We start from the raw sequence: 26630 nt of genomic DNA, 5'->3' as shown, positions 1-26630 counted from the left end.
TGAACTCCGGGTATGACTGCCGCGCGGACCCCCAAGTCAGGCGGTCACGCGTGCGGCGTTGCCGGCATCGACCGGGATCACCGTTCCGCTGATGTGGCTGCTTCCTCGCGCAGCGAGGAACAAGACCACTCGCGTGATCTCCTCCGCTTCGAGCCACGGCACGGGTTGAGCGTGCAGGGATTGGAAAACTGGTGCCACGTCTTCCGCGGTCGGGTGGTCGAGGTCCGGGCGCATTGCCGAGTACAGCGCGTCGTTGTGAATCATCGGTGTCGAGATATTGCCTGGTGCAACGGCATTGACGGTGATCCCGAACGGGGCCAGATCTAGGGAGGCGCTCTTGGTCAATCCGATGACACCCCATTTCGATGCGGCGTAACCAGACATACTCGTATTCCCGGCTCGGCCAAGCATCGACGAGATCGTGACGATCCGCCCGTAACCCCGTTGCATCATGCCTCCGGAGACCGCGGCGACGGTATTGAAGACGCCGGTCAGGTTCGATCCGATGACCTCCGCCCATTGGTCGTCGGTCATGGACTGAATCGGGGCGGCCACCGCCACGCCGGCATTGGCAACTGCAATATCGACGCGGCCGAACTCTGACTCGGCGCGCTCGACCAATGCGTTCATCGCCGAGCGATCAGCCGTGTCTGCCCTGACACCGATGCAGCGTCGTCCGGTGCTTCTCACCAGTCGAACGGTCTCATCGAGGTCCGCTTCAGTGGCAAGGGGATAGCCCACAGCCGGGCGGTCCTCGCATCTGTCGCACACGACGATATCGGCGCCGAGTTCGGCGAAGGCGAGGGCGTGGCTGCGGCCCTGGCCGCGAGCAGCTCCGGTGATCAGAGCGACTTGACCGTCATGATCAGCCGGCATGGAGTGCTCCTTCTGTGTCAGCTTTGCGGATAGATCGTGGCCGAGCGGCGTTGGATAGGGGAGAGGGGAGGTTCTGCGATCGGAGTACGCACCGGGTTCCGGTGAATATTGTTGTCATGCACTTGTTGTTGTGATTGCACAACGACCGAATCGATGGGTCATCGCTCAGCTTGTTGATCAGGTCGGGGTCGCGTAGCAGTGCACGTCCCATCGCGACGAATTCAAATCCGTTGCTCATGGCTGAATCCATCGTCAGCCGGTTCGTCACTCCACCCAGCAGAATCATCGGCATGGATACCGCGGATCTGATCTGGAGAGCGTCGTCGAGCAGATAGCCGTCGGAGTAAGGATATTCACGCAGAACGTGCTTGCCGACGAGTTTCACTCCCGTGCGTATCGGCTCGGGAATTACAGCTGCAAACTCGGCGATCGGCGAGTCGCCCTTGAACAGGTACATCGGATTCAGGAGCGAACTGCCTGCGGTCATCTCCAGAGCGTCGGCGTTACCTGACTGCTCAATCCACTGTGCGACCTGAATCGCTTCTTCGAGCCAGAAGCCACCAGGGACGCCATCGTCCATGTTGAGCTTGACCACGATGGCGATCTTGTCCTGAACCGCATCTCGGACCGCGCCGAGGATTTCGAGTGCGAACCGAGCACGATTTGCCAGACTTCCACCGTATTCGTCCTTCCGGCGGTTGAGTTTCGGACTGAGGAATGAGCTGGCGAGGTAGTTGTGCCCGAGGTGGACCTCGACCGCGTCGAAGCCGGTGTCCAGCGCCATCTGCGCGGCCGACCCGTGTGCTGCGATGACCCGAGTGATGTCGTCTCGGCCGGCAGGACCGACTGTTCGCAGAAATTGTTTGTTGAAGTGGCGGCTCGGAGCGATTGCCCGCGTGCCGGTCGCTTTGGCGTTGTTCACCGGGCCGGAGTGACCGATTTGCGCCGATATTGCTGCGCCGGCGTCGTGCACGGCATCGGTGAGGGTCCGTAAACCTGGCAATGCTTCTGGGCGCCAAACAATTTGGTGTCCATCGGTTCGCCCGTCCGGGGCGACGGCGCAGTACGCGACTGTCGTCATCCCGACACCGCCACGGGCATGTTCGACATGGAAATCGATGAGCGCATCGGTCACCAAACCGTCGCGCGCCATGTTCTCGTACGTGGCCGCCTTGAGGACGCGGTTCCGAAGGCGAACCGGTCCGAGTGTGGCGGGTTGCAATACATCTGGGTGGTCTTGGCTGGTCATGGTACGTCCTGTATTCCTGAGGGGATGTGTGGCAGATTCTGCCATAGTGGCAGAATCTGCCACACAGGTTCGTGATCTTCGGGAGATTGGTGATCAGGACGCGCCACGTTCTCGGCTACCCTTACCTACTTGTATCGACCTAGGAGTGGCGGATGGCGCGCGCACGACAGACCTTGGCCGAGCGCCGCGCTGATGAGCTCCGTTCCGCTATCGCCGAAGTGGCGTTTGCGCTTTTTGTCGAAGACGGCAACACGTCGGCAACTGTCGAGCGGATCGCTCACGCCGCAGGCGTGGCGCCGCGTACCTTCTATCGTCACTTCGAGGTCAAGGAAGACGTTGTTCGGCCGATCTTTGCCAAGAGCTCGAACGTGATCGTCGAAGCGCTGATCTCGACACCCGACGAGGTCGACCTCCTCGACGGTCTCGTGAAGTCGTTCCTCACCCAGATGGACGGGTCAGCGATGACTGCCGAATCACGAACCTTTCTTGGTCTGATGTTGACCACGCCGGCGTACCGGGTCCGCTGGTTCGAGATCGATCCGCCGTTGCGGGCGGCCGTCGCAGATCTGTTGGGTCGGCGATTGGACCTGGCCGGCGAATCATATATTCACCACCTCGCGGCCGATCTCATCGTGCACGCGGCGCGAGATGCATTCCAGCACTGGGTGACATCGCAGGAGCTGGAACCGACAGAAGTGCTTTTGCGGCGCAGTTTTGCGCTGGTGCTTCACGGTTTGAGGTACTCGCTCACAAGCGAATAGTTCCGCGGGACGACGCGTTGTGTGCGTCTGCCGGATCCTTATTCAAGATCCCGCCCATTGGAATGCCTTCTGTTCGGATTGCGGTCGGCGCGATGAGGTTGTCACGACTCGTCGTCACCCATGGGAGATGCAATGACACCACCGGTACAGATCGAACTTGCCCGCGCGCATTCGCTCGGGATGCTCCCGCACCGCACTGCTCAGCGGTATCCGGGCAAACGCGCGATCGTTGACGGAAACGTGGAGCTGTCGTTCGCCGAGTTTTCGGAGGCGGTGGATCGGACGGCTGCCGCGATGAACGATGCCGGACTGTCGAAGGGAGATCGCCTCGCTTTGTTGTCCCGCAATTGCTGGCAGTTCGCGGTGATCGACTTCGCTGCAGCACGAGCGGGGGTGATCCTTGTCCCGATCAACTTCATGTTGAACGCGGCGGAGGTCGCCTACATCCTCGACTTCAGCGCAGCAACGGCTTTCATCGTGCAGGACAATCTGGTGCAGACGGCCGTCGACGCGCTCGCCCAGGCTTCCGGAACTGTGACGAAGCGTGTGGCCATCCGCACCTCGGCTGATGCCACCCTACCCGGCTGGGAAGACCTTCAGGACTGGATCGACTGCACGTCAGAAGCGCCCGAAATCGTTGTGCATGATGATGATCCGGTCAGGATGATGTTCACGTCCGGGACCGAGTCGCGGCCCAAGGGTGTCCTGCTCTCAAGTCGCGCGTTGCTGTGGCAGTACGTGTCATGTGCGATCGATGGTGGGATGTCGGCGGACGACGTCGAACTGCATGCGTTGCCGCTCTACCACTGCGCACAACTCGACTGTTTCCTCGGTCCGGACATCTACCTGGGAGCAACCAGCATCATCGTCCCCGCGCCTGATCCGGCCACACTTCTGACGATGATCGAAACGCACGGTGTCACAAAGTTCTTCGCTCCGCCCACAGTTTGGATCGGTCTACTTCGAGCACCTGAGTTCGACGATTCCGATCTGTCTTCACTCCGCAAGGGTTACTACGGAGCGTCCGCCATGCCAGCAGAGATCCTGAGAGAGATCCAGACGCGGCTGCCGCAGGTCCGGCTGTGGAACTTCTACGGCCAGACCGAAATGTCCCCGGTGGCGACCATTCTCGGACCTGAGTACCAGCTGTCGCACCCGGGCGCGGCCGGCCGGCCGGTTCTCAATGTGGAGACGAGGGTCCACGATGTCGACGATAATCCGGTCGGCCCAGGCGAAGTCGGGGAGATCGTTCACAGATCGCCGCACGCTACGCTCGGCTATTTCCGTGATGACGAAAAGACTGCCGAGGCCTTTCGGGCCGGATGGTTTCATTCGGGGGATCTCGGTTATTTCGACAACAACGGGATTCTCTACGTCGTGGACCGCAAGAAGGACATGATCAAAACCGGTGGCGAAAACGTGGCGAGTCGCGAAGTCGAGGAGGCGATCTACTTACTCGACGGAGTCTCGGAGGTCGCGGTTTTCGGTGCCAGTCATCCCGTCTGGGTGGAGGCTGTGGTCGCGGTTGTGGTGCCCAAAGCTGGTATCACACTGACTGAATCAGAGATCATCGATCACGCACGTTCAGTTTTGGCCGGGTACAAGACCCCTAAGCGGGTCGTGATCACGCAGGAGCTACCGAAGAACCCATCAGGAAAGATTCTCAAACGATCTCTGCGCGATGCATACGGCCTCGGTCCGGCGCGGTAAGCCCGGGCGGGCCAACCCCCGTTGACTGGGCCGTTGTTTGCGTCGAGTGGGCCGAAAGCCGAGGGGGCACGAGCAACATTGGCCCACTCGAATGTAACGAGGGCACGGTCGACGGTAACAAGGGCACGCTCGGCGGAGTGGAGACTGTACGGTTGGGTGGAAGGAGTTGTCAGAGCGCCTTGGCGATAATGCTTTTCATGACTTCGTTTGCGCCGGCGTAGATGCGTTGGACCCGTGCGTCCTCGTACATCCGAGCGATCAGGTACTCGCGCATGTATCCATACCCGCCGTGCAGCTGCACAAGTCGATCGACCACTTCGCATTGCGTGTCGGTGAGCCAGTACTTCACCATCGCGGCCTCCGCGGCGTCGAGTTCTCCCCGTAGGTGCGACCGGATGCAATGGTCGAGGAAGACCTCACAGGTTCGGGCAATGGTTTGGCATTCGGCGAGTTCGAACGCCGTATTCTGAAACTCGAAGAGGCTGTGTCCAAATGCTTCTCGTGACCTCGTGTATCGGATAGTCTCTTCAACTGCGCGCTTCATTGCCCCCGCGGCCTGGGCGCCGATGATCAGCCGCTCCTGGACAAGCTGTGTCATCATCTGACCGAAACCTTCGCCTGGCCGTCCAAGCACGTTGCCGGCCGGCACGACTACGTCCGTAAAGGACAATTCAGAGGTGTCGGCGCCATGTTGGCCTACCTTGTCGAGCACCCGTCCGACCGCGAATCCGTCGCAGTCGCGCAAGTCGACGATCAACAGAGATACTCCACGAGCGCCGGCACGTGGATCTGTCTTTACAGCCAGGAGAATCATGTCGGCAGAGGATCCGTTGGTGATGAACGTTTTTGAGCCGTTCACCACGTACTCGCCACCGCGTTCAGTTGCAGTGGTCTTGATCGCCTTCAAGTCAGAACCCGCGCCGGGTTCCGTCATTCCGATTGCTGCGAGCACCTCGCCGGAAGCCATTGCCGGAAGCCACTGCCGCTTCTGCTGCTCGGATCCGTATTCGGCGATGTAGTGCGCAACGATGCCACTGTGTACGGCAATGCCGAGTGATAGATCGCCAGAATATCCTTGTGCCTCAAACACAGCCAGATCATGAGCAAAGGTTCCGCCGCCTCCGCCATATTCTTCCGGAATCGAGCAGAGAAGTAGCCCGAGATTCCCTGCGGCGAGCCAGACCGACCGATCGATGCGACGCTGGGCATCCCACTTTGGATTGTTGGCGATGACCTCTCGTTCAAAGAAGCCGGTCGCCAGTTCGGACAATGCAGATACTTCAGAGTCGTGCCATGACGGCACATAGGGTTTCACGATGATTGGTCCTCAGGTTGGTGCGCTGCCGGCCGAGGTTTGTCTCAACCAGGGAATCCTCAGGCGCTGCGAAAGTCCGACGTGCGTGGGCGCCAGTTCTCGAACTGGTGGGTTGGCAGGTGAGACGCCGTGCACCTGTCCCATATCTCGACGGCCGCGATGCGGAGTGGTCCAGCGAGTTTTGCGAGATCGATCCGGTCGGACGAACCGAACACCGAGATCGCGGCGCGGTTGCCGTAGTAGTGGTCGGGGGGGCCCAGTGACACCGCGACGCAGCTGATGCCGACGGCAAACTCTTGTCGGTCGTAGGCGACGCGTTGATCGCGGATCCGGGCGAGCTCGGCATCGAGTTGCGCGTGGGTCCCGATGCTGTGCGGAGTGTTTCGCCGCAGCGGAGTGGAGCGCATCTCAGCACGGCGGTCTTCAGGGTAGTTGGCGATGACCGCCTTGCCGACGGCTGTCAGGTAGGCGGGGGCGCGAGTACCGATCACGGTAGTCATCGCGGGCGAGTGTTGCCCGGGCACGCTGGCCAGATAGAGAACGTCACCGCCGTCGATCATGCCAAGGTGCACTGTGAACCCAACGGACTGCGCCAACCGACGCATAACCGGCGCAGCCTGCTGTAACAATCGATTTTGGTTGAAGGCCGACCGCCCGATCTCGTAGGCCTTGGTGCCCAATTCGTAGGTCTGCTCTTCGCGTGCCAACCATCCGGTGGCAGTGAGCTGCTCCAGGAGACGATGCACCGAGGATCGAGGAAGACCTGTTCGCTTGGTGACTTCCACCAGCGTCAGTGGAGGGGTTCCGATGAAAGTTTCGAGTATCAACGAGATGCGTTCGACAACTGATATCGGCGCTTGCGAAGGAGTGCCTGCGGCGCTCACGGAACCTCCCGGGACGGCGTGACCGGCCTTGGAAGCTGTGATGGCGGTCACTGTGGCGCCGAGTCTACCGGGGGATATCGGAGCGGTCCACGGCCGCCCGTGGTTGATGGTCGAGGCTCGGCCGCCGGCCGCTTCGGGCTGGTCATCAGCTCGATTGTGTTGCATGGATCCTCCCCAGTCTGTTGTGTTCATCCAGATTTGCGCCGATGTGACGAGGCCACTCGTCTCCAGGGTCGAAACATCAGTCGGTGCGACCTACGACACCTTCTGGCTTGACCGAACGCTATGAGGATCTGTGCCCGGAGCGCGACCACTCCTCCCACAGGGCGGACATTTGCCGCGGATCGATCTCCCAACCAGCGAGAGCTGTCCTCGTCACTCGCACCGGACGGGACCTACTCTTCGGTCTCGTTGTTCGCCGGCTGATCTGTAGAGGACGTGGAAATGAAGCCACCGGTTGTATCGAAGTGGGTGGTGCCGCGGCGTGATGTCTGTGGCGTTGGGCTCCGTTGGGTAGCGCTGTGAGCGCAACGTGTGCGGCCGGAGTGCGCAGGATGCGGGTCATAGACGTGGTGGAGGAGACCCACGATGCCCGCTCGATTCTGGTGGAACCACACCCGGATCACGCGGATGCATTCGACTACACCGCCGGACAGTTTCTGACTGTTCGTATCCCGGACTCGGGGCGCGGCAGCGCGAGATGCTACTCATTATCGAGCTCACCGCACGTTGACGCGACGATGAAATTCACCGTCAAACGGGTAGTAGGTGGGCATGGGTCCAATTGGTTGTGTGAGCAGGTGGGCATCGGAGACGAACTCGAAGTACTCCCTCCCGCAGGCACATTCAAGGTGCGCGAGCTCAGCCAGTCTGTGGTGATGATCGCGGGAGGTAGCGGAATCACGCCGGTGATCGCCATCGCGAAATCGATCTTGTTCGGCGGTGATGGAAACGTGCTTCTGATCTACGCCAATCGAGACGAGGGTTCGGTGATCTTCGCGGAAGAACTACGAGCGCTCAGCGAGCAGTTCGCCACCCGTCTGACAGTGGTCCATGTGCTGGAATCAGTCCAGGGGTATCTCACGGCCCCGGCTTTGTCTGCGTTGGTCAGACCTTTTGCCGAGCGGGCGGTGTACGTCTGTGGTCCGGTGCCGCTGATGGCCTTGACCAAGGACGTCTGTTCAGCTCTCGGAATCGAATCCTCTCGCGTGATGGCTGAGCGCTTCGTCTCTCTATCCACCGACCCGTTCAAACAGGCTCAAGAAATTCCGAAGGATGTGCAGGACAGTGATCCCGCCCTGGGAACCGAGTGCACGGTGAACGTGGCGATAGATGGTGATCGCCGGACTATTTCGTGGCCGCGAAACAAGCGACTTCTCGACGCACTTCTCGACGCAGATGTCGACGCTCCCTTTTCGTGTCGGGAAGGTGCCTGCAGCGCCTGCGTCTGCCGGCTGACCGATGGCGAGGTTCGTCTCGCTCGCAATGAGGTACTGGAATCGGCGGATCTGCAAGACGGCTACATCTTGGCCTGCCAGGCAGAGCCGGTCACCGGCACCATCTCGATCGAGTACTGAGCGCGGCGACCGAGATTTCGTCTCCCATTGTGTGGGAGACGCTGATCACACCGGGGCGTCTGAATTGAGAAGCTCATCCACAGCCCAGCCAGAGCCCCCCGCAGCCCCACCGGTCCGGCCGAGCCGAAACGACGAGGAGAGCAAGATGACCACAACACATGACAGGGTCGACGAAGTACGAGTCATCGACACGGGTACCCCGCCGAGCCGCTTTGCGCGCGGGTGGCATTGCCTGGGCCTGGCACGAGACTATTCCGACGGAAAGCCCCATCAGATTTCTGCCTTCGGTACCGAGCTGGTCATTTTTGCCGGCGAAGACGGAAAGCTCAACGTACTCAATGCATTCTGTCCTCACATGGGCGGAAATCTGGCCCACGGGACTGTCAAAGGAAACACCATCGCCTGCCCGTTCCATGATTGGAGGTGGCAGGGGAACGGCAAGTGCGCCGACATTCCCTACGCCCGCCGGGTCCCGCCATTGGCACGGACGAAGTCGTGGCAGACGCTCGAGCGCAATGGGCAGCTCTATGTCTGGAACGACCCGCAGAACCGTAAACCCCCCGCAGACATCACAATTCCGGTCATCGAGGGCTACGGAGAAGATGGATGGACTGATTGGGTCTGGAACAAGCTCGAAGTCCGCGGGTCGCATTGCCGCGAAATTGTCGACAACATCGTTGATATGGCGCACTTCTTTTACGTGCACTACGGTATGCCGACCTACTTCAAGAACGTCTTCGAGGGCCACGTCGCCACACAGGTGATGAGGTCGCGGCCCCGGGCTGATGCAGTCGATGCGAGTATCGGCACGAACTATGACCAGGAAGGTCAGTCTGACGCTTCATATTTCGGCCCGTCCTACATGATCGACAGACTGTGGACCGGCGTTCCACACGACGCTGAACCGAATGTCATGCTGGTCAACTGCCACTACCCGATCGACAACGATGCGTTCGTGTTGCAGTACGGCGTCATCGTCAAGAAGCCAGAGGGGTTCTCGGACGAGGACGCCGACGCGATGGCCTCGGCGATCGCCTCCGGTGTCGCGATCGGCTTCGAGCAGGACGTTGAAATCTGGAAAAACAAGTCGCGCATCGACAATCCGCTGCTTTCAGAGGAAGACGGTCCGGTCTATCAGCTTCGCCGTTGGTATCAGCAGTTCTATGTGGACGTCGAAGACATCGACCCCGAGATGACCAACCGTTTCGAGTTCGAGATCGATACAGAGCGCGCGCTCAAGAGTTGGCAGACTGAAGTCGACGAAAACGTCGCTGCCGGACGCAGCCCCATCCCCGCACCGGTCTCGTGACCAACCGCCGGTTTGAACTGAAGGAGAAACCATGAGCAACCAGGTGTTGGACAACATTGTCGCCATCGCCGACGACATCAGGGCACAGGCCGATGAGGCGGAATCCATTGGCAGACTTCCCGACGCGATGGCCAAGAGCCTGAAACATACCGGAATAATCCGCATGCTGGCTCGCAAGAAGTACGACGGATTCGAGGCGCATCCCCGGGACTTCGCTGAGACTGTCATGAAGACCGCGAGCATCTATGGATCTGCCGGATGGGTGGGCGGCATCGTGGGTGTGCACCCGTGGCAGCTGGCAATGGCGGACCCGAAGGTCCAGGAAGAAGTTCTCGGAACCGACTCCGACACGTGGCAGGCGTCCCCGTACATGCCCGGCGGCATCGCGGTGAAAGTCGATGGCGGCTACATCATGTCGGGGCGGTGGCAGTTCTCGTCGGGTACTGACCACTGCGACTGGATCTTCTTGGGTGCGATGGTTGGTGACACCGAAGGTATACCATTCATGCCGCCTCAGTCGCTGCATGTGATCCTGCCGCGGGCAGACTACGAGATCGTCGCTGACAGTTGGGATGTCGTAGGTCTTCGTGGAACGGGTAGCAAGGACATCATCGTCAAAGACGCCTTCGTACCGGATTACCGCGTGATGGACGGCGGCGGGGTCATCGACGGAACCGTAGCCAAGGAATACGGCGTCACCGAGACCCTCTACAAGATGCCGTGGTCGACGATGTTCCCACTGGGAATCACCGCGGCGACCATCGGGATTGCCGAAGGTGTGCTCGCGGCAGGCATTGCGTACCAGCGAGAGAGGGTGGGGGCCACGGGAACCGCGATCAAGGACGATCCGTACACCCTTTACGCGCTGGGCGAGGCGGCGGCCGAGATCGATGCCGCACGCCAGCAACTGCTGGGCAACGTGGATCGCATCTACGACATGGTGGACGCGGGCAAGGAGATCACATTCGAGGAGAGGGCGCTCGGGCGTCGTAACCAGACGCGCGCGGCGTGGCGAGCAGTTCGGGCTGCAGACGAGATCTTTGATCGCTCTGGTGGCAACGCTTTGCGAATGGACAACCCGCTACAGCGGTTCTGGCGTGATGCACATGCCGGGCTGCACCATGCAATTCACGTGACCAGCACCGTCTATCACGCGTCCGCTCTGAGTTCGCTCGGCGCGGATCCGCAGGGTCCGCTTCGCGTCATGATCTGACGGAGTTGAGCTGATGCCATGCAGATCAACAGAATTGAGGATATATGAGTGAGGTCAGAGGTCTCGGCTATGTGCGAGTCGAGGCGACCGACATCGACCGGTGGAGGGAGTTGGCCTTCGAGGTCCTGGGCTTCCATGAAGGCGACGGATCCGACGACAAAGTCATTCATCTGCGTATGGACGAACGTGGCGCCCGATTGGTTGTCGAAGCAAGCTCGCATGATCGTGTGACTGCAGTTGGCTGGGAAGTACGAGACCAGTTCGCTCTGGAGCGTCTTCGTGAGCAGCTGGAAAAGGCCGGCCATGTCATCAAGCCGATGTCACCGGAAGATGCCGATGCTCGTCGCGTCGAGGCGGCCTTCTCGATGGATGATCCAGGTGGCACGCCACTCGAGTTCTTTCACGGGCCGGTGCTCGATCACAGTCCGGTGATCACCCGCTACGGACAGAAGTTCGTCACCGGCGATCAAGGTCTCGGTCACGTTGTGTTGCCGAGCACCAACTTCGACGAGACGTATCGGTTCTACGCCGAGACCCTGGGCTTCCTACCGCGCGGCGCCATGCGCCTTCCGATGCCGCCTGAGTTCGGTATTCACCGAATCCGCTTCCTCGGGGTCAACCAACGTCACCACAGTCTGGCCCTGATGCCCGTGCCCGAAGGCAAGGACCCTGGCTTGGTGCATGTCATGGTCGAAGTCGACAACCTCGACGCGGTGGGGCAGGCGCTCGATGAGGTGATGAGGCGTGAGTTCCCGGTGTCCTCGACACTCGGTCGCCACACAAACGACAAGATGATCTCCTTCTACGTCCGGGTTCCGGGTGGCTGGGATATCGAATTCGGTACCCAAGGTGCTCTCGTCGACGAGAGTTACTACACCTCGGAGGAGATCACGCAGGACAGCTACTGGGGTCACGAGTGGTTGTGGGCCAAAGAGATGGCGGAGGCACAGAAAGTCGCTGCCGGCGACTGATTGCCCCTAACAGACAAACCCCTGCAGGGCCATCCGGCCTTGCGGGGGTTTCTGTCGTGAGACCTGTGTCAGCTCTCGACCTCATCGTGACCCTCAACCTCACGGCGCCCGAAACGACTTCGGCCGAGACGATTCCCGAATCAGGGGAGGCGTCTCGGCCGAAGATCTCGCTTTCGGGCCCGCAGGTCAGCGGGGGGTAGGCACGTCCAAGGGCGCTTCGGCCGGGTATTCCGCCGGAGCCATGGCATAGGCAGTGCTGAGCGCTGCGATGAAAGCTTTGTCGTTCATGGGGTCTGACGAATCCGGGACGCTTAGGCCGCGGCGCTTCAGATCGTCGAGGATCATGACGATGGCCTTCTCGACGCTCAGGTCATCGGTATGCTCCACGTATCGTTTCACGTCGGCCAGGTCGTCAAAGACGTGCGCGCTGTAGTGGAACAGGAAACGCATTTCGTCGTCGTGATATCGGGCGATCTCGGTGCCTTCGTTGCGAATCACCCACTCATCGTCGCCCTCGCCACTGATCAACGAATTCAGTTGCAGATCAGGGATGTTGCGCCTGTCCCGCGGTCCGCTCGCTTCGCCACGATGAAACATCTTCTCGTTGTTGGTGAGGAAGCCGTTGTTCCAGAAGGGAGCCTGGACCCGCTTGGGTGGCAGGTCGGGTCCATCCGGCCAGTAGGTGAAGCCACCGTCCACGTCGGATTTGTAGTAGTAGGCAATGACCTGACCGGACTTGACTTCCCACTCATCAAAGAGGCCAGATTTCGCCATTATGCTGATCAGCCACAGTGGTGCATTGTTGGAGTTGATGCCACGCCAGCTCGAGCCGTCGAAATGGCCGGCGTCGTAGCTGTGGGCAGGTGCCCTGACGTTGAACAGGAACGACTGGGGTGCTGCGTACTTTGCACCATGGATCGACTTGATCATGTCGAGCATCTTGCGGTTGAAGTAGAGGTCATGGACCTCGTCTTCATACGCGATTCCGAAGTTTCCGAGGTAGCTGCGGAACGTCGGTGTCAGTAGATCCGACAGTGCGAGCCTCGACTTGAGATCGGGGTTCTTGGGTCCGGCCACGGCCAGGTACTCCTCGGCAGTCGAGAAGTGCTGGGCCGCGATGAGCCGCCAGGGGCCCTTTCGACGAACAACGTCGAACAGCAAAGCGATCTCGTCGGGTGAGTAAATGTCCTGGATGACCTCTGGCGGTACGAGGGGCGTCATCGGGTGTCGTGCAACAACTGTCACAGCGAAGGGCCTTTCACATTGTTACGGGCGTGCGGTGCCGCGATTCGCGGGTGTCGAGTGGATGGTGGTGGTTCGATGAGAGTGTGACCAGACCCGTTCCCACTCGGCGGAAGGTGGCGGATGGCGGTCGATCAGAGGTACTGCACAACTTCGAGGACATGGCCTTCCGGGTCTGTGATGAATGCCATCTCCACACCTGCCTCGGGTATGGTTTTCGGCGGCTGGATGATTGATCCGCCGCCGACCTCAGCTCTGCGTACGATCTCCGCCACGTTGCTGACAGTGAATCCGAGCGTCGCTTCTCCGGCCGGCGGAGTCGGCCGCTCGAGGTAGCGCCACAAGATGACGTTCGAATCGTCGTCTCGAGCGGTGGTGAGGATGATCTCCTCGAGTGCGTCCTTTCCTTCACCGAATTTGAGTCGTGCCTTCTCGCCCATGCCGAAAGTTATTGTGTAGAAGTGCGCCTCGGCATCGAGGTCGTCGACAAAGATCTTGGTGAAGGCAAAGCGGGGTTCGTTTCCCATGCTGGTCCGCTTTCATCTGTGTGGAGCGCTCGAATCAACTGCGCGAAGTGGGCACTATGAGCTACCCATCGCTCTGCCGGAGACACAATTTGTTCTCCCGCTGGACGGAAGCCGGGGGTGCTTTCTCTGTGAAGACCAAGGAAGCTGTGGCACAGACAATTTCGGATCTGACAATTGTTGCGATGACGAACTGAGGGGCTGCATGAGCCAAGTGTTGGCCGGTAAGACTGCATTGGTCACCGGTAGTAGCAGGGGGATTGGGCGGGCGATCGCGCAACGGCTGGCAGCCGAGGGTGCGACGGTTGCAGTCACGGCGCGATCCCTCACCCCGTCACCCTCGACGCGGGCCGGCCAACAGGTCGTTGTGCCCGGGTCGGTTGACGAGACCCTGGCGCTCATCGAATCTGCTGGAGGGAGCGCGTTTGCCATCGCTGCGGATCTGGAAGACACCTCAGCGCGCGACGGTCTCGTCGATGAAGTCGTCCGGCATACGGGGGCAATCGACATCCTCGTCAACAACGCTGGATTCGCAGACTATTCGCCTGTCGAGCAGATGGATCTCAGCACTTTCGAGCGCACCGTGGACCACTACCTGAGAATTCCGTTCGCTTTGTCGCAGGCCGCGATCCCGCACATGCGCAAGCAGGGGGCCGGCTGGATCGTCAATATCGGGTCTTCGACAGGGCTGAGCCCGATCAGACCGTTCCGGGAGTACAACAAGACGTCGGGTGACGTGGTTTACGCATCGATGAAGGCGGCGCAACACAGGTTCACTCAGGGCCTTGCTGCCGAACTTGTGGACGAAAACATTGCGGTCAACGCCGTCGGACCATCCACGGCGATCATGACGCCGGGCGCGGAAGCGCTCTTGCCCGACGGGTACGAGGCCGAGCCGGTCGAGTATCTGGCAGCCACCGTATTCGAGATGTGTCGACTTCCGGCCGCCGAACGTACTGGTCTGGTGAGCTTCAGCCTGCATTTCCCATGGAGCGAGAATGTGGTCGTCAAGAGTCTGGACGGTAAGTCTGAGCTTCCGCCACTTCAACCGCCGACATGGGCGAACCCCAATATTCGACCCAGCGGTATCTGACAACTGTGCCGAAGCTCGACACATCGACAAAGGAGATTGACATGGCCTCGACCACCCTGCCTTCGGATCGCTGGAACGCGGCCGCTGAGCTCACCGCGCTCATGGGGACGTGGTGGTTCAACTACGACGAGTGGAACCCCGAGCTTCTTCGTGGGCTCGTTGCCGAAGATGTGACCTTCAGTAGCCGTAGTGACAGTGGGGCGACCGACTATGAAGAGTTCGTCACGGCGAACCTGACAGGTGTCGATGAAGTCATGGCCTGGCAGGAAAGTCATCGCATTGACAGTCCGTATCCGCTGCGACACAACGGATCCAATGTGCACATCACCGATATCGAGGGAGACGTTGCGCGCTTTTCATCGTATATTTTCGTCACCAAGATCGTCGATGGGCGACCGCTGTCTCTGTCGAGTGGGACCGCCTGCGGTGCGGTTCGAGTCACAGACCGCGGATTACGACTGCTGCGACTCGAGGTTGTCCTCGACACGACTGACTCTGTACCGCTGGGGGCAGCATCGTGATGTGGCCGCCCAGCTCCACTGAAAACGTGTCGCCGGCAAGAGTACGAACAGAAAGGCAGTGACGCAGTGGTATTGGCACCTGCGGCCCAAGCGATAGTCGATGTGGCGGCGAGTCGATTTCCGAACTCGATGAGCGGCACGTCAGTCCAAGAGCTGCGTGCAATGCTCGCAGCGAACACGATCCCTCCGACGACCGAGATATACGAGCGGTTCGATCTTCGCGTTCCCTCGGCAGAGGGTGGGGTGCCGGTACGGGTGTACCGTCCCGGGCCCGAGACGAATCTGCCGGTGGTGCAATGGCAGCACAGTGGCGGATTCGTGGTGGGCGGACTGGACCAAAATGACGAGTACCTGCGCAAGCTCAGTAATGCCGCTCGCGTAGTTGTGGTTTCCGTTGATTACCGGCTTGCGCCAGAACACCGATATCCCGCAGCGCTGGAAGACGCGCGCACCGTCTGGGACTGGTTGAGGGCGGGGCCACCTGAAGTGACTGCCGATACGAGCATCGCCGCGCTCGCCGGCGAAAGTGCGGGCGGAACTCTCACCTTGTCGTTGAGCCAGCAGCTCAAAGACACGGGAGGGATCCTCCCGGACGCCCAGATCTCGTTCTACGGGACAGCCGAGACGAGGGTCTCCAACCCCGAATACTCTACTAGCCTGCTCACACCCGAAGACTGCGAGTGGTTTTGGGACCAATACGTCCCCGATGTCGACAGCAGGACGGGTCCGTACGTGAGTCCTGCGCGTGCAGTTGATCTCACCGGGCTGCCACCCACGATGATTGCCACTGCAGAGGTGGATCCCACGCGTGATGCGACCGAGGCTTACGCATCACGACTGGGCGCTGCCGGAGTTCCGGTGGAAATGCGCCGATACGACGGGATGATGCATGGTTTTGCCACCATGACGGGTGCACTGCCACCCGCCGCCGCACTGTTTGAACGAACAGTCGATTTCATCGTCCGGACGCTGCATCAGCGTGATCACAATGAGTCGGAGAAGGTTTGATGTCGTTTGCACAGGAGCGCTTTTCGGCTGGGACTGCATTGGTCACCGGCGGTGCGGCCGGAATCGGTGAAGGATTGGTACGTCACCTCGCGGATCTCGGAATGACGGTTGTCATCGCCGACGTGGACGGCGAGCGGGCGGTGGAGCTCGCCGGCGATATCACTGCTTCCGGTGGCTCGGCATATCCGTACACGGTCGATGTGACCGATGCGCGGGCTGTGGATCGGATGGCTGAAGAGGTGTTCAACCGGCACGGAAGCCTCGAACTGCTGATCAACAATGCGGGTATCGAGACTGCTGGATTGATCTGGGAGATCGACGTTGATCGATGGAAACGGTTGATGGACATAAATCTTCACGGGGTCTTCTACTGTGTGCGCTCGTTTGTTCCTCGGATGATCCAGGCCGGTAGGCCGACGTGCATCGCCAACCTTTCATCCGTCGGTGGGCTCAATAGTGTTGCGGTGCAGGCACCGTACATAGTCAGCAAACATGCGGTGCAGGCATTGACGGAATGCTTGTATCAGGACTTGTCCTTGATCGATGTGCCGATCCAGGTGTCTACAGTCGTTCCGCATTCGATACGTAGCCAGATCTTCTTAACTGCGCAACGCGACGCACCGAGTACGAATGAGATCGCCAATGCCGTCTTCGCGTCGATGCAGCGGGACAACGAGAAGACTGGACTGGACGCGGTCTCCGCCGCCGAGTACATGGTGGAGCGCCTTGCGCGAGGCGACTTCTGGGTCTTCTCTGACGACGACATCTGCGCGCAGTCGGCCGCGAGGAGAGCCACCCAGCTGTCGCAGCTCTCGCCGCCCGCCGATCCGCAGGTGATGCTGGACCGGATGGGTGTCAGACAGTCGAACGTGGGCGCATAAGGACGGCTCCCGTCCAACGGGAAGCACTGAAGTGTAGAAACTTTGAGCTCGATAACATTGGGCAACGGCCTCAGCGTGGCCGGCATAGAGGCCGAAGGCGGTCGCGTCGGACATCGACGAAACGATCGGCCGAATAGATCGACCGTGGGAGGTTGAAATTGTGGACGATCAAATGATGAATGATCCCATTGGGGCGGCGACATTCGACGGCCGTTCAATGCGTGATGTACTGGGGCACTTCGCAACCGGGGTGGTTGCGATAACGGGTATCGATCCGGAGACGGATAAGCCCACCGGCCTGGCCGCCAACTCGTTCACCTCGGTGTCGCTCGAACCGCCGCTGGTTGCGTTCTGTGTCGCAGAGACCAGTTCGTCATGGCCCAGAGTTCGATTGGCCGGCAGTTATGTCATCAATATTCTTTCTGAGGCGCAAGAGGGCGTGTGCCGCCAGATGGCAGTACGCGGCAGTGACAAGTTTGCAGGTCTGTCTTGGTCACCGTCACCATCCGGTGCACCTGTCCTCGACAGCGGGTTGGCGTGGATGGAAGCCGAATTGGAGGCCGAACACGTCGCCGGCGACCACGTCATAGTGGTCTCTCGCGTCCGTCACATCTACGCTGCGGACCAGACACCTCTGGTCTTCTACAGAGGTAAGTACGGGCGGGTCGAGCCGTTTCCCATCGATGAGAGTATCGCCGGGCTGGCGCAGTGATGGCGTCGGCGGTCAGTATCGTGCCAGAAGGCAGCTCAGAGGTCACCAAATGACAATGCAGCCCTTCAAATGTCAGACGTGCGACCTCGAGGTACTCGTCGAGAAGTTCAGTACGGCCCACACGTCGATCCAGTGGCCGGCCGATATCACTCGATGTCGCTGGATAGGCGACGGCGGCCGCGCGCGCGGAGACGAACCGGGGTGCCGTGAGCTGCGAGCCGGTATCGACCAGGCGGCGCTCGAACACCTGCTACCAGAGACCGAGATTGATATTCCCGTGGGTGACTCGATACCGCGCCTTTAGGCACCGGGGATGAATGTTCGACTCAGACAGCGGTTTTCGGTACTGCATCGCTGCCCACTGGGCGGGAGCTGCGGTGTAGGGCAGCCGTCGATTCTGTCAGCCTTGATGAATGACCACTATCGAAACCGCTTCGCCGGAAACCGCCAAGGAACTTCAGACTGACCTGGGTACCCTTCGTTATTACGAGCGGGGTGATGGGCCGCCTTTGTTGCTTCTGCACGGTTCGGGTCCCGGCGTCACAGGATGGCGCAACTTCTCCGGAAACTTTGACGTTTTCGCGGCGCACTACCGGACCCTCATCCTGGAATTCCCGGGCTACGGAGTGAGCGACGATTTCGGCGGTCATCCGATGCTGACCGCCCAGGTCGCGGTCACGAAATTCCTCGATGGACTCGGCCTCGAAAGCGCCGCGGTGATCGGTAACTCCATGGGTGGCATCGTGGGCGCCTCACTTGCCATCAACGAGCCCAGCCGCGTCAGCAAGCTGGTGACCATCGGAGGTATTGGTCCAAATCTGTACAGCCCGGCGCCGGGCGAGGGAATCAAGTTACTGATGGAGTTCACGGAAAACCCCACCAAAGAGCGATTGATTCAGTGGTTGCACTCGATGGTGTATGACCAGTCATTGGTGACTGACGAGATGATCGAGGCTCGTTGGAGCCAAGCAACTGAGCCGGCGACCCTGGCGAGCGCGCGAATGATGTACAGCAAGGAAGCTTTCGCTCAGATGGGCAAAGCGGCCGCCGCATCGACGGAACCCCCGTTGTGGGCCAAGTTCAATCGTCTCCAGGCGCCCACCTTGGTGACCTGGGGGCGTGATGACAGGGTTAGTCCCGTGGACATGTCCATCATCCCCATGCGCATGCTGCCTCGTGGCGAACTGCACGTCTTTCCCAATTGTGGTCACTGGGTGATGATCGAGCAGAAGGCCGCATTCGAATCTGCGGTACTGGCGTTCCTCGGTCGGGACACCTAGACGATGCCGTGCTCACCAGGCCGGTATCCGCCAGGTATTGATGTGGCGATGCGGGTCTGGTGAGCTTGGCGATACGGGAACCGGTGACCGCCCCTCTCAGAGCAGTCAGGCGGTCATCTCGGGGACCAGGCGCTCGATCACCGAACTGTCGAGCCGGCAAAAGCTGTGACAGACCCGATCCCGGATTATCACCTCGGGACATTCGGGATCGAACCACTTGTCGATGTACGCCCAATGGACGGGATGGGCAAGGTATGGGCCCATCAAGCCGTCGAGGTCGGTGAACTCTTGCTCCCACACGTGCGTGTACTGGGATGCGCCCCGGGCACTCACCACCCGACTGAGCTGCCAACTGGTGATGGAGTCGATAAATCCCGGCATCCGCAGGGTTTCGTCCTCGAATTGGCGGATCACCTGGTGGCTGACATCGTCTTCCACCCGCAAGAGCAGCGTCCGATATACCTTTGCTGAGTTCGCGCTCCGTGTGCCGGATTCGCCCGAGAAATATTCAACCTCGTCGATGTGCTCTACCTCGGGGGCATCCACTACCGCGTTGAACGCCGCGCGCACAACTTGCCAGCTATCGGGCTTCTCGAACTGAAGGTGAACAAGCAGATCTCCTCCGTTGCGGACGCCGGGAAGTGTCGGTTCAATCAGGGACCGCACTGCACCGGACGACGCTGCGAACTCACGCAACCGCGCCATGATCGGCCTGAGTGCCCCTTCGTCGATGCCTTCGGCGAAATGGAGCAGGCTCGTCACCTTATACATCGCACAACCCGTCTACGTCCTCGACCGTCCCAGCCATAGACCGGGATCGCTCGACGATCATGTAATCCATCTTGGTCCACCAGGCTGCGAGCCCGGGATCGTGTCGCCCCTCGATGGCCGCCTTCCACCACGCAGCCTGCCCTGGGAGAGTCCACAACACTGTCACCGTGTTCGACTCGTCTTCGAACCAGATTGGTGGACTGACCAATATCCGATCCAGGGTCATCCCTCTGTCGCGTGCGGTGGGGGCGTACTCACGGCCATATGCTTCGACGAAGTCTTTGGCGTAGCCAGGCTGGAGTACCACTCGATCCACTACGTAAATGATTTGCCCGGTCATGGCCGCACGCTAGCACCGGTGAATCACGTTGAAATGCAGCTTCTCCCGGTGGTTGGGATGTATTGAGTTATTGTTTTGCCAACCGGGATTCGACCGATGGGAATCGTTGTCTCCAGCCTCGTCGATACGTGTCGTTGATAAGCTCGGAAGATGTCGACCCTCGGCCCCAGTGGTCATCTCGATCTTCCCGCGACCAGTTGGGCAGTCCTGGGAATGCTTTCGTTCGGTGAAGAGCTGACCGGCAACGATCTGAAGAAGTGGGCGGATTGGAGTATTGGGTTCTTTTACTGGAGCCCGTCGGTGAGCCAGGTCTACGCAGAGCTCAAGAAGCTCGAGAACCTGGACCTCGTACGTTCTCGGAGTGTCGTCGAGGCCGGCGCGCGTGGTCGTCGGTTGTACGCGATCACAGATCCCGGCATCGAGGCATTGCGCGAGTGGTCGCGCGATTCCGTCGTGGAGATGCCGGTACTCAAACACGGTGTGATGCTTCGGTTGTGGATGGGTCACCTGCTGGACCCGGAGCGACTCAAGGAGATCGTGCGTACACATATCGCCAATCTGGAAGAGACCGCGCGCGAGGCGAGGCGGCACGCGGAGCACTCGAACGACGAACCGGCGTGGGCTTTTTCGCGGATGAGTCTGAGGTGGGCAGATAGACACTTCCGGGCGGAGATCACCCTGGCAGAACAACTGCTGGAAGATATCGATGAAGCCGCCCAATGGTTCCGTGACGAGTCGGAGATCGATCCGAGTGGTGCGCCGCGCCCCCGGCATCCTGGCCGATGGCGTGATGCAGAAGACAACGACAACGGTGCGGCGGACCACACCTCCCGTTAAGCGGGAATTGATATCGAACGGTAACGCCGACGGTGCAAGTCTTGCCCCATGGAACCCATCCCTGCGGTCCAGAGCCCGAACCCCGGGAACTCATCACCAACCAGTAAAGCCGGCTACGGTCGGTCAATTGTTGTTCTCAGGAGTTGTGAAAAATGAATTGGAACGAGACCTTCGACGTCGTCGTCATTGGTTCCGGCGCTGCCGCACTCACCGGAGCGTTGACAAGTGGCCTCAGTGGGCAACGCACAGTGGTGATCGAGAAGACGCAGTACTTCGGTGGTACATCGGCATACTCCGGTGGGTGTATCTGGGTCCCCGGCAACGCGGTCGCGGAAGACGCGGGCGTGATCGACTCGATTGCCCTTGGCCTCGAGTACTTCTCGGCCGTTGTCGGTGACCGCACCGACTCCGAGTTGCAGCGGGCCTACCTGGAGACCGGCCCCCAGGTGATCTCCCTTCTGACGCACCAGGCGGGATTTGAGTTCGACTACTTGCCCTTTCCCGACTACTTTGATGCGCCCGGCCGGGTTCCGAACGGTCGCGGAATCATGGCAAAACCATTGGCCGCAGATGAACTCGGAGACCGATTGCATCAACTGCGGCCGACGGTCGCGGCAGACCAATTCGGGAAGCCGGTTGACCGCTCGACACTTGTCGGAGGTCAGGCCTTGATCGCACGCCTCCTCAAGGCGCTCGATGGCCTTGCAAACGTCACTCTGCTGACCAATACGGCAATGACATCGCTTGTGGAAGAAGATGATCGGGTCGTCGGTGTAGTGGTTCAGCGCGACGACGAAGAATTATCCTTCAGAGCCGGTCGAGGGGTTCTCGTCGCCGCCGGTGGATTTGAGGGAGACGCTGCGATGCGCAAGGAGTATCAGGGAGTGCCCACCGCCCAGTGGACGTCGTCCTCTCTGGACGCGAGCACCGGGGATGCGCTGAGGGCCCTACAGCAAGTGAACGCTGCGACCGATCTGCTGACCGATTCCTGGTGGTGTCCCGGGATGTTGTTCCCCAACGGGCGAGCTGTGTTCACACTCGGGCTCAATGGGGGCATCTTCGTCGACGAAACCGGCAAACGTTTCGCGAACGAGTCGCTGCCATACGATCAGATGGGCCGCAAATTGCTGCCAAAACTGTTGGCAGACGGTGCGCTCAATGTGTGGTTCGTCTTTGACGATCGCTTCGACGCACCGCCGGCCATCGTCGACCCGGCGCCGGAGCGTGAGCAGTTCATCGAAGCCGGCCTTTGGCACTCGGCATCCACGCTTCGCGAACTCGCGAAACTAATTGATGTCGAACCGGATTCGCTGTACGAGACAGTTTCCCGATTCAATGAGTTCGCCGACACGGGCGATGACGTCGACTTCGGTCGTGGGACCGATCCGTTCGACCTCTTCTTCGCTTACGGAAATGACGGACCGAACCCGGCGCTGGTTCCGATTCGCGATGCCCCTTTCCACGCGGTCAAGATCGTTCTGGGTGATCTGGGTACCAAGGGCGGAGCGAAGTTTGACGCGGATGGAAGGGTTTTGAAGGCGTCAGGTGAGCCGATCGCCGGATTGTACGCAGCAGGAAACAGCACGGCATCGGTCTCGGGATCGGTATATCCGTCGGGCGGCGTGCCGCTGGGTTCGGGAATGAGTTTCGCGTACCGCGCGGCCAAGGCGATGGCTGCGGAGGGCATCACGTCGGCCGAGGGTGTCACGTCAGTAGTTGGATCCGCCGGCGACCTCTAGTGGAGGTTCCGGAACGACCAGGCCGGCCAGGACGGGTTACATGCGTAACGCGTCCTGGCCGGCCGATTTGGTGATGGCAGCTCCCTGGATCGCTGTCATGCAGGTGTGCAAATCCGTTCATGGGCAGGCGACATCATCCGAACCGAGCTTGTCCGCTGCAGAACTGGCGCAACGTGTTTGTCGAGGCCGCGCCAGATGGTGGCCGCGGTCATTCGCACCTGTCCACCGAGACGATGGTCGAACGTCATCTGACTGACGGGTCCACATACCGACACCGCCGCGATCGTGGAATCGAGGGGGCCGACAGGTACTGCAATGCAACCGACTCCGGAGACGGATTCCTCGCGCTCATAGGCAATTCCGTCATTTCGTATCGCGTCGTACTCGGGACCCTCGTAGCCGCTGAACGCCAGCAGCGCCTTTCCCACTGCCGTGGGTGCCGCGGGGCGCCTGGCGCCCACGCGGGTTGGAACCATTCCACCGAAACGGCCGCCGAGCTTCTCCCGGTAGACGATGTCATCGCCATCGAGGACTGCCAGATGGACGACGAGACCGGTACTGCGGTGCAATTGGAGAAGGGGCGGGAGGGCTACGGCGTGAAGCTGATCCTGGTGAATCGCCAAAGAGCCGAGCTCGACCAAACGCAACCCGAGTGTGTAATGGCGGCCCTCGCGTTGCAGCCATCGCAGCTGCACCAGATGGTCGAGCATCCGGTGCGCGGACGACCGGGGGAGGCCGGTTCGCCGGACAATCTGAACGAGGGTCAGGCTGCCGGGTCCATCGAACGTGTCGAGCAGGAGTGACAAGCGGTCGAGGAACGCGCTGGGCGCTGACTGGTCAAAATCTGCCTGAATGGTCATCGGACCTCCTTGAACCCTCGCACCTGCGGCAGGGCTATGACGTGGCTATTTCTATTAGGAATAGTGCCACACGACGCTCGGTTTGTGAAGCGGGTCACTCGCCAGACCTGCCACCAGCGGTGTTGCTGCGAGGTGAACTTCGCGACCAGAGGTGGGAGACCACTGGGCGGGAGGACTCGTTTTGATCGCTCCACCACTGCCTTAGCGTCGTCGTCACAGCCAGATCAGATACCGGCGAATCACGCGAAGGATCAATACGAATGGGCACCACAGTCGAGCAGCTGGACGCAGTCGTCGTAGGTGGCGGGATCGCGGGGATGTATGCGATCTACGCCCTTCGGGAACAGGGCGCACGCGTCCACGGTTTCGAGGTGGCGTCGGGCTTTGGGGGAACCTGGTTCCACAACCGCTATCCCGGTGCCCGATGCGACATAGAGAGTGTCGACTACTCGTACTCATTTTCCGAAGAGCTGCAACAAGATTGGGACTGGAGCGAACGCTTCGCCACGCAGCCGGAGATTTTGTCGTATCTGGAACACGTCGCAGACCGGTTTGATCTCGCACGCGACTTCTCGTTCGACACCAAAGTGACGACTGCTGTGTTCGATGAGGCAAAGTCGAGGTGGCAGGTCACCACAGATACCGGCCGCGAGGTTGTCGCGCGTTTCTGCATCTTCGCCACCGGTCCACTGTCGGCAACAAATCTGCCTGCCATTCCGGGCCGTGAGGCCTTCGCCGGCGAGAGTTACCACACCGGGGCATGGCCTCACGGGGGCGTCAGTTTCTCTGGCAAGAGGGTCGGCGTCATCGGTACGGGATCCTCAGGAATCCAGTCGATTCCGGAGATCGCGCGGGACGCGGACCACCTGTACGTATTCCAGCGAAGTGCGAACTACACCATCCCTGCCGGCAATCGGCCGCTCAGCGAAGAACTGAAGCGGGACATCAAAGCGAATTACGTGGAGCGTCGCAGGCAGGCCAGGGCAAGTGGCGGAGGGTCTCCTTTCACCCCGTATGCCAAAGGTGCGCTCGAAGTGGATGACGCCGAGCGTCGCAGGGTGTACGACGAGTGGTGGAATCGTGGCGGTGTCCTGTTCTCGAAGGCCTTCCCCGATCAGCTCATCGATCGCGCCGCAAACGACACTGCACGCGAATACGCCGAGGCGAAGATCCGCGACCTGGTCGTCGATCCAGATGTCGCTCGGGCGTTGACCCCTACCGACCATCCCATCGGCACCAAGCGAATCGTGACCGATAGTGGCTTCTACGAGACGTTCAACCGCGACAATGTCTCACTCGTGGATCTCCGTGAGGCTGCGATCGAGCGCATTACAGAGACCGGTATCGAGACTGCGGGCCAGCACTATGAACTGGACATGATCGTCTATGCGACCGGCTTCGACGCGATGACCGGGTCACTCAATCGAATCGATATCCGAGGCCGCGACGGACGCACCTTGCGAGATGAATGGGCGGAAGGGCCACGAACGTATCTGGGGCTCGAAGTCGACGGGTTTCCGAATATGTTCATTGTCAACGGGCCCGGAAGCCCCAGCGTGTTGGCAAACATGGTGCTGACTGCCGAACAGCACGTTGATTGGATCGTGGACTGCATCGACCACATGGACGTAAACGGCGCGGCAACCGTGGAAGCAAGTGCGGATGCAGTCGATGCCTGGGTTGCGGAATGTAACGAGCGGGCAAGCAAAACGCTCTTTCTGCAAGCGAATTCGTGGTATTTGGGGGCGAACATCCCGGACAAACCGAGAGTGTTCATGCCCTTTCTGGGAGGATTCTCGGTGTATGGAGCCATCCTCGATGAAGTTGCGGCAGCAGGTTATAAGGGCTTCCTGATGAACTCTGCAGACAAGGAAGTCGTCGCTCGCTCAGTCGGATCTTCGGCTTCGCAGTCGGACGTGGGTGCGCGATGACCACGTTGGAGCCGGAAGTTGCGGCCATGCTCGAGGTACTCAACAACTCCTTCCCGGACGTGACCACCATGGACCCGGCGGAAGTTCGCGAGGTGATTCGTGGTCGGCGGGCACCTCTGACTCGTCAACCGGATATGCAGACTGTGACCGACCTGGTGATCGATGGGCCGGGCGGCGATCTCGCCCTGCGCGTTTTTCGTCCGCACGACCCGGTGTCTGACCTTCCCGTCGTCGTTTTTGCACACGGCGGCGGTTTCGTCTTCTGCGATCTCGACAGTCATGACGAGTTCTGTCGATCGATGGCAGAAGGTGTTGGAGTCCTGGTTGTTTCAGTCGACTACCGACTTGCGCCCGAGCATCCAGGTCCGGCGGCCTTTGACGATGTGTATGCCGCTCTGGAGTGGAGTGCCGAGCACGCAGCTGAATTCGGCGGCGACGGTGCGCGGCTGATCGTCGCCGGCGATAGCGCCGGGGGAAACCTTGCCGCCACGGTGGCAATTGCAGCACGCGACCGAAGCGGGCCGTCCGTGGCCGGTCAGGTGCTCATCTATCCGGTCATCGACGACGATTTCGAGACCGAATCGTATCGACGTTTTGGCGCCGGCTATTACAACACCACGTCATCGATGAAGTGGTACTGGCAGCAGTACGCACCACACGGTACCGACGACGCGAGACTTGTGCCAACCCGTACGAAAACCCTTGCAGGACTGCCTGATGCGATCATCCTGACCGCGGAATTGGATCCTCCGTGCTCAGCCGGAGATGACTATGCGGCGCGTCTTGCCTCGAGTGGGGTTCCGGTGACCCACCATCGGTTCGACGGACTCTTCCATGGATTCCTGACGTTTCCATCGCTACCGCAGACCGAGCCGGCGCGTCGCAAGATCTGGGCGCTGATGGAGCGGATGATTCACCACCCCCACAGCGCCTGATGCTTTGTATCACCTTCCACTGGATGGGAACTGGCATCCAGAAACGATCTGTCGATGACATAGATTGCGACCGATAAGTCGCCAAACTCGA

General features: G+C 60.3%; 25 protein-coding genes. 16 read left to right on the top strand and 9 right to left on the bottom strand.

What is annotated here, in order from left to right; genetic code table 11:
- Nucleotides 1-36 precede the first annotated feature (36 nt).
- Complete coding sequence (locus tag H290_RS0123170; RefSeq protein WP_020109232.1) at nucleotides 37-876, bottom strand: mycofactocin-coupled SDR family oxidoreductase; 840 nt, start codon at nucleotides 874-876, stop codon at nucleotides 37-39.
- On the bottom strand, nucleotides 866-2125 hold the full coding sequence (locus H290_RS29535; protein WP_020109231.1) for an NADH:flavin oxidoreductase: 1260 nt from the start codon (nucleotides 2123-2125) through the stop codon (nucleotides 866-868). Before H290_RS29535 ends, H290_RS0123170 begins: the two co-directional genes overlap by 11 nt.
- Nucleotides 2126-2277: 152 nt before the next feature.
- Between H290_RS29535 and H290_RS0123160 the strand changes: the two genes are divergently transcribed.
- The gene (locus H290_RS0123160) at nucleotides 2278-2886 is read left to right on the top strand and encodes a TetR/AcrR family transcriptional regulator (RefSeq protein WP_020109230.1); all 609 of its coding nucleotides are present in this window, start codon (nucleotides 2278-2280) and stop codon (nucleotides 2884-2886) included.
- 132 nt (nucleotides 2887-3018) lie between these two features.
- On the top strand, nucleotides 3019-4596 hold the full coding sequence (locus tag H290_RS0123155) for a fatty acyl-CoA synthetase (protein ID WP_028463589.1): 1578 nt from the start codon (nucleotides 3019-3021) through the stop codon (nucleotides 4594-4596).
- 169 nt (nucleotides 4597-4765) lie between these two features.
- Here H290_RS0123155 and H290_RS0123150 read toward each other — a convergent pair whose 3' ends face one another.
- Both H290_RS0123150 and H290_RS0123145 read right to left on the bottom strand, forming a co-directional pair.
- Nucleotides 4766-5911, bottom strand: coding sequence for an acyl-CoA dehydrogenase family protein (locus H290_RS0123150; RefSeq protein ID WP_028463588.1), 1146 nt, complete (start codon nucleotides 5909-5911; stop codon nucleotides 4766-4768).
- Nucleotides 5912-5970: 59 nt separating this feature from the next.
- Nucleotides 5971-6795, bottom strand: a complete 825-nt coding sequence (locus H290_RS0123145; RefSeq protein ID WP_051122186.1) for an IclR family transcriptional regulator — start codon at nucleotides 6793-6795, stop codon at nucleotides 5971-5973.
- Between the two features lie 554 nt (nucleotides 6796-7349).
- Here H290_RS0123145 and H290_RS0123140 point away from each other — a divergent pair.
- The 4 genes from H290_RS0123140 to H290_RS0123125 all read left to right on the top strand — a co-directional run bounded on the left by H290_RS0123140 (nucleotide 7350) and on the right by H290_RS0123125 (nucleotide 11865).
- Nucleotides 7350-8372 carry a ferredoxin--NADP reductase gene (locus tag H290_RS0123140; protein WP_051122182.1) on the top strand — a complete coding sequence of 341 codons (1023 nt, stop codon included), beginning with the start codon at nucleotides 7350-7352 and terminating at the stop codon, nucleotides 8370-8372.
- Between the two features lie 145 nt (nucleotides 8373-8517).
- Nucleotides 8518-9681: a Rieske 2Fe-2S domain-containing protein gene (locus H290_RS0123135; RefSeq protein ID WP_020109225.1), complete on the top strand. Its 1164-nt coding sequence runs from the start codon at nucleotides 8518-8520 to the stop codon at nucleotides 9679-9681.
- Nucleotides 9682-9712: 31 nt separating this feature from the next.
- Nucleotides 9713-10894, top strand: coding sequence for an acyl-CoA dehydrogenase family protein (locus H290_RS0123130; protein WP_020109224.1), 1182 nt, complete (start codon nucleotides 9713-9715; stop codon nucleotides 10892-10894).
- 44 nt (nucleotides 10895-10938) lie between these two features.
- Nucleotides 10939-11865: a VOC family protein gene (locus tag H290_RS0123125; RefSeq protein ID WP_020109223.1), complete on the top strand. Its 927-nt coding sequence runs from the start codon at nucleotides 10939-10941 to the stop codon at nucleotides 11863-11865.
- A gap of 186 nt (nucleotides 11866-12051) precedes the next feature.
- Here the strand turns inward: H290_RS0123125 and H290_RS0123120 are convergent, their stop codons facing one another.
- Together H290_RS0123120 and H290_RS0123115 are read right to left on the bottom strand one after the other, a co-directional pair.
- Nucleotides 12052-13086 (bottom strand): hypothetical protein, encoded by a 1035-nt coding sequence (locus tag H290_RS0123120; protein WP_020109222.1) that lies wholly within the window; start codon nucleotides 13084-13086, stop codon nucleotides 12052-12054.
- A 155-nt stretch (nucleotides 13087-13241) separates the two neighbouring features.
- The gene (locus H290_RS0123115; protein WP_020109221.1) at nucleotides 13242-13634 is read right to left on the bottom strand and encodes a VOC family protein; all 393 of its coding nucleotides are present in this window, start codon (nucleotides 13632-13634) and stop codon (nucleotides 13242-13244) included.
- A 202-nt stretch (nucleotides 13635-13836) separates the two neighbouring features.
- On the opposite strand from H290_RS0123115, the gene H290_RS0123110 reads away from it, so the two are divergent.
- From H290_RS0123110 to H290_RS0123080, 6 genes are all read left to right on the top strand, one after another.
- Nucleotides 13837-14724: an SDR family NAD(P)-dependent oxidoreductase gene (locus tag H290_RS0123110; protein WP_020109220.1), complete on the top strand. Its 888-nt coding sequence runs from the start codon at nucleotides 13837-13839 to the stop codon at nucleotides 14722-14724.
- A gap of 41 nt (nucleotides 14725-14765) precedes the next feature.
- Entirely contained in the window at nucleotides 14766-15245 is a 480-nt protein-coding gene (locus H290_RS0123105; protein WP_028463585.1) for a nuclear transport factor 2 family protein, read from the top strand.
- 162 nt (nucleotides 15246-15407) lie between these two features.
- The gene (locus H290_RS0123100; RefSeq protein ID WP_231373812.1) at nucleotides 15408-16253 is read left to right on the top strand and encodes an alpha/beta hydrolase; all 846 of its coding nucleotides are present in this window, start codon (nucleotides 15408-15410) and stop codon (nucleotides 16251-16253) included.
- Nucleotides 16253-17134 (top strand): SDR family oxidoreductase, encoded by an 882-nt coding sequence (locus H290_RS0123095; protein ID WP_020109217.1) that lies wholly within the window; start codon nucleotides 16253-16255, stop codon nucleotides 17132-17134. The genes H290_RS0123100 and H290_RS0123095 overlap by 1 nt, the downstream gene beginning before the upstream one ends.
- Before the next feature lie 175 nt (nucleotides 17135-17309).
- Nucleotides 17310-17846 (top strand): flavin reductase family protein, encoded by a 537-nt coding sequence (locus H290_RS0123090; RefSeq protein ID WP_155977000.1) that lies wholly within the window; start codon nucleotides 17310-17312, stop codon nucleotides 17844-17846.
- Between the two features lie 413 nt (nucleotides 17847-18259).
- Nucleotides 18260-19126 (top strand): alpha/beta fold hydrolase, encoded by an 867-nt coding sequence (locus H290_RS0123080; protein WP_020109214.1) that lies wholly within the window; start codon nucleotides 18260-18262, stop codon nucleotides 19124-19126.
- Between the two features lie 105 nt (nucleotides 19127-19231).
- On the opposite strand, the gene H290_RS0123075 is transcribed toward H290_RS0123080, so the two are convergent.
- Nucleotides 19232-19897: a Dabb family protein gene (locus H290_RS0123075; RefSeq protein ID WP_028463584.1), complete on the bottom strand. Its 666-nt coding sequence runs from the start codon at nucleotides 19895-19897 to the stop codon at nucleotides 19232-19234.
- Complete coding sequence (locus tag H290_RS0123070; RefSeq protein WP_020109212.1) at nucleotides 19890-20237, bottom strand: hypothetical protein; 348 nt, start codon at nucleotides 20235-20237, stop codon at nucleotides 19890-19892. The genes H290_RS0123075 and H290_RS0123070 overlap by 8 nt, the downstream gene beginning before the upstream one ends.
- Before the next feature lie 150 nt (nucleotides 20238-20387).
- Here H290_RS0123070 and H290_RS0123065 point away from each other — a divergent pair, with 150 nt between their 5' ends.
- Nucleotides 20388-21074, top strand: coding sequence for a PadR family transcriptional regulator (locus tag H290_RS0123065; protein ID WP_020109211.1), 687 nt, complete (start codon nucleotides 20388-20390; stop codon nucleotides 21072-21074).
- Nucleotides 21075-21226: 152 nt separating this feature from the next.
- Complete coding sequence (locus tag H290_RS0123060; RefSeq protein ID WP_020109210.1) at nucleotides 21227-22813, top strand: FAD-dependent oxidoreductase; 1587 nt, start codon at nucleotides 21227-21229, stop codon at nucleotides 22811-22813.
- A gap of 95 nt (nucleotides 22814-22908) precedes the next feature.
- Here H290_RS0123060 and H290_RS29530 read toward each other — a convergent pair whose 3' ends face one another.
- Entirely contained in the window at nucleotides 22909-23673 is a 765-nt protein-coding gene (locus H290_RS29530; protein ID WP_020109209.1) for an IclR family transcriptional regulator, read from the bottom strand.
- A gap of 260 nt (nucleotides 23674-23933) precedes the next feature.
- On the opposite strand from H290_RS29530, the gene H290_RS0123050 reads away from it, so the two are divergent.
- Nucleotides 23934-25604: an NAD(P)/FAD-dependent oxidoreductase gene (locus H290_RS0123050; RefSeq protein WP_020109208.1), complete on the top strand. Its 1671-nt coding sequence runs from the start codon at nucleotides 23934-23936 to the stop codon at nucleotides 25602-25604.
- A complete protein-coding gene (locus H290_RS0123045) occupies nucleotides 25601-26539 on the top strand; it encodes an alpha/beta hydrolase (RefSeq protein WP_020109207.1) in 939 nt (312 codons plus the stop codon). Before H290_RS0123050 ends, H290_RS0123045 begins: the two co-directional genes overlap by 4 nt.
- Nucleotides 26540-26630 lie beyond the last annotated feature (91 nt).

The organism is Nocardia sp. 348MFTsu5.1 (assembly GCF_000383535.1).
Classification (GTDB): Bacteria; Actinomycetota; Actinomycetes; order Mycobacteriales; family Mycobacteriaceae; genus Williamsia; species Williamsia faeni.
This window is presented reverse-complemented; position numbering and strand designations above follow the sequence as displayed.